We start from the raw sequence: 4,583 nt of genomic DNA, 5'->3' as shown, positions 1-4,583 counted from the left end.
AACAGAGTAGTTAAGCCCGCCTGCGCAGATGGTACTGCAGTTATGTGGGAGAGTATGTCGTCGCCTTTCTTTAAAAACCCTTCATCAATAGATGAAGGGTTTTTTGTTTTATAGCTATGCATGGTGAATCAAGTCTAAAACGGTTCAAGTCTAAAACGGATCAGGGATTATAACGAAAACGGATCATAACGAAAACCTGTGGAGTAGCAAAAATTAGAGATTAGGTGCAAAAGTTGGGGATTAAGCGAAAATATTAGATAATCGGAATAGAAAGAAATCGGATCAAGAACAATACTTGGGCATAAGGCAATAGTGGAGTTGTCCTTAACAAAACGAAATCTTGTTTTTTTGCTATTATGAAGTGATTTGTAAATCTTTGATTTTTAGCATTAAATGATTCTGCGGAACTTCTGCTTAATCTCTTCTTTCAAAATGTTTTAGAATAGTATAAAGTTTGAGGTTTAGTGCCATTTTTTATCTATTGTATTGTTTGAACTATATGATTCGCTAAGTGCGGTTAGTGTTTAGCGTCAAACTTTAAATTCCTTCTTTTTAAATCTCTAAAAAGGCGCCCTTTTTATTTTCTAAAGTTTTCCCCTTAAATAGATATATAGGAGTAATAGCATTAAAATTAATGAGTTATTTTCTGTTTATAAAATTTCATAAAAGATATAAGTTTAGCTTTTATTCGGTGTACGTTAGCTACTAAATTTCGACCGCAAGCTTTTGGGACAATAAGTACTCATGCATCATCCTCGTTTGGTCAACTTCTTCGAGTATTGTGGAGTTGTGTTTGGTTTGCTCGATGTGGAAAATTTTGAATTTTAAGTCAACAACTATTCCTTTTTGAAATTAACTTAATGGAACGGTGTTGTTTAGGATTTGAAATAATCTCTTCTAAAGACAAATAAAATGCTGCAGCTCCTTTTTTGTAAAGAGTCCTTTTTAAATATTAAAAATTAATTTCGGCTAAGTAATTTTTTCGAAGATTACGGTTTTAATCTTAAAGTTTATATGACTTTAAAAATACAGATAGGACTTATTGATTTTTTTTCAGTAGTTTAAGACTTAAGATATGATTTAGTTATTTGTGTTGTTAGTAGAATGCTTCTATGGATTTCTTTTTCAAATATAATATATTGTAAATGTGTGATTTGTAAGTATTTAAAATTATTGTTTGTATTTTGTTAAATTTATATTAAAATTCAATTTGCTCAATGAAAATAAAAATTTACTTTTAATGATTAAATTTTCAAAATAATTACAACATCGACAGTATGAAAAAAAAAATACTTTTATTTTTATTATTTCTTTTTTTTCTTAGTTTTTCGCTAAGTTCAAAAAATTTAGACAAGCTTGTAAATTTAAATGATATCAATTTTAAGCTCTATTCTAAATTAATAGCTACAGATTCAATTAAAAAACAAATAAAGAAGTCCAAAGTAGTTCGGAATTCGGCGATTTTGGCTGTTTTGCCTTACCCACTTTCGACTGCTGGGAGTTCGTGTGGAGACGGTATTAATCCAATTCAAGTCAATGTCTATGCTTTTGGAGCAAATGGTAATGAAACGATTGAATGGTTTGCTTCTCAGTCATCAGTTATACCGATATACACGGGAAATATTTACAGTCCAAGTATAAGTTCTACTAAAACTTATTACGTACAGAGCCGATTAGGTTCTGATGTTAGTTTCCGTGTACCTGTGGTTGCTTCTATATATGTCGTCCCGCCTGCAGTGACATTATCTGTTTCTCCGTCAACTTCTATTTCCTCTCCATTGTGTTTGGGTACTTCTACCACATTTACTGCCACTGGCGGTGCAGATTTATTTGAATTTTCAGTCGATGGAGTCGTGAAACAAAGTATGTCATTAAGTAAAACATTTGTCTCAAATACTTTAACAGATGGTCAGGTTGTTAGAGTTCGAACTAGATATGCAGTGAGTTTTGATGGTAATGTTACCGAGAAAGCATGGGGCACTGGAGCACTTGAAGATAATTTTCTTTCTGCTCCTTTATCATCTAACGCCACTTCAGCATACATAAATTCTATAAAAATAAGTCCGACAGAGGATAAATTAACTTTCGGAGTACTTGGTAAAGTTTTAAGTGGTAGAAAAATTTTATTGTTTTTGGATACTAAAGTAGGAGGGTTTAATGTTTCAAATTATGGTGATGAAAATGGTGGGTTTCCTTTAGTGAATGCATTTAATTTTTTTAATAATAATCCAAGTACGTTTGACTCTTATTTCCAGGCAGATTATTGCTTAGCTATTGGAACAGACGTAGGAGGAAATAATTATAGTGCGGATATTATTGAACTAAGAACTGGAAATTCTATTAAGACTAATATAGGTGTTGTTGCTTCAGGAAGTCCATCTTCAGTAATGGGGATAAATAAAAATAATGTTGGGATTACCGATTACAGTCTAGGATTTGAAGTTGAAGTTTTAAAGTCTCTTATTGGTTATACAACGGGGGATATTAAATTTTTTGCTATGACTTTAGCAGATCAAGATGAAACAAATTATTCTGTTACCAATTCTTTTCTAAGTCCTGAAAAAGCGAGTAGTTTAGATTTCGGAAATGCAGCAGTAGATTACAATCTTAAAGATCCAAATCCAGTTGTAGTTGCTTCAGCGGCATTAACACCATGTTATTCAGAGGCAAATATTGTAATGAGTTTTGTTGAGAGTCCAACATTAGCTACTGTTGGAGAGAGTCAGTCTAAATGTAGTTTTACAAGTGATCCTTTGGGTGGCAATACACCGTCAGTTGGTACAGGAACTTGGACTAAAAAATCAGGACCTGGTAGCGTTAACTTTAGTGATAGTAGTAATGCATCTTCAACAGCTAATGTAGATGTTCTTGGTACTTATGTGTTTACATGGACGATTTCAAACGGACAATGTGTTCCATCTTCTGAAGATATTTCAGTACAATTCAATTTCACCGCTCCTCCTGTCATTGGATTGGTTACGCAACCGACTTGCGAGAGGACCTATGGCAGTATCGTACTAAATGGCTTGCCTTCAGTAGGTACATGGGTTATCACGCCATCTCTGGGTGCCCCAATTTCTGGATCTGGTAGTAGTTATGAATTTAGTAACCTACCATCATCAGGAATTTATACTTTTACTGTTACTGGCATAAATAATTGTTCATCTGTCGCATCAGAGTCAATTACTATCAATGCTATTCCAACACCTCCAGTTGAACCAACCACGGTTGGTGTGGTGCAACCTACTTGTGGAACTCCGTCCGGAAGTATCACAATCACAACACAAGAAGGAGCAGCCTACAGTTTGGATGGAATAACGTATCAGAGCTCGAATGTATTTACAGCATTGGCACCAAATACTTATACTTTATACCTACGAAATACATTGGATAACACTTGTGTAACTCCATCATCGACTACTACAACGATCAATGCTATTCCAACACCTCCAGTTGAACCAACCACGGCTAGTGTGGTGCAACCTACTTGTGGAACTCCATCAGGAAGTATTACAATCACAACACAAACAGGAGTAGCCTACAGTTTGGATGGAATATCGTACCAGAGCTCGAATGTATTTACAGCATTAGCACCAAATACTTATACTTTGTACGTAAGAAATACAGCGGATAACACTTGTGTAACTCCGTCATCGACTGTTATAACGATCAATGCTATTCCAACACCTCCAGTTGAACCAACCGCCGTTAGTGTGGTACAACCTACTTGTGGAATTCCTTCAGGAAGTATTACAATCACAACACAAACAGGAGTAGCCTACAGTTTGGATGGAATAACGTACCAGAGCTCGAATGTATTTACAGCATTGGCACCAAATACATATACTTTATACGTACGAAATACAGCGGATAACACTTGTGTAACTCCGTCATCAACTGCTATAACGATCAATGCTATTCCAACACCTCCAGTTGAACCAACCACGGCTAGTGTGGTGCAACCTACTTGTGGAATTCCTTCAGGAAGTATTACAATCACAACACAAGCAGGAGTAGCCTACAGTTTGGATGGAATAACGTATCAGAGCTCGAATGTATTTACAGCATTAGCTCCAAATACTTATACTATATACGTAAGAAATACGTCGGATAACACTTGTGTAACTCCGTCATCGTCTGCTATAACGATCAATGCTATTCCAACACCTCCAGTTGAACCAACCACGGCTAGTGTGGCGCAACCTACTTGTGGAACTCCGTCCGGAAGTATTACAATTACAACACAAGCAGGAGTAGCCTACAGTTTGGATGGATTAACCTATCAGAGCTCGAATGTATTTACAGCATTGACACCAAATACTTATACTTTATATGTTCGAAGTACATTGGATAACACTTGTGTAACTCCGTCATCGACTGTTATAACGATCAATGCTATTCCAACACCTCCAGTTGAACCAACCACGGCTAGTTTGGTGCAACCTACTTGTGGAACTCCTTCAGGAAGTATTACAATCACCACACAAGCAGGAGTAACCTACAGTTTGGATGGAATAACGTACCAGAGCTCGAATGTATTTACAGCATTGGCACCAAATACTTATACTTTGTACGTTCGAAAT

Annotated in this window: 1 protein-coding gene; it reads left to right on the top strand. The window is 35.7% G+C overall.

Annotated elements, in window-relative coordinates; genetic code table 11:
* Positions 1-1,277: 1,277 nt before the first annotated feature.
* The coding region (locus BUC11_RS16300; RefSeq protein WP_139259552.1) for a hypothetical protein at positions 1,278-4,583 on the top strand (3,306 nt) is incomplete at its 3' end.

This window comes from Flavobacterium xanthum, from assembly GCF_900142695.1.
GTDB classification, from domain to species: domain Bacteria; phylum Bacteroidota; class Bacteroidia; order Flavobacteriales; family Flavobacteriaceae; genus Flavobacterium; species Flavobacterium xanthum.
The sequence above is the reverse complement of the archived record's forward strand: the minus strand, read 5'-3'. Positions and strand labels throughout refer to the sequence as shown.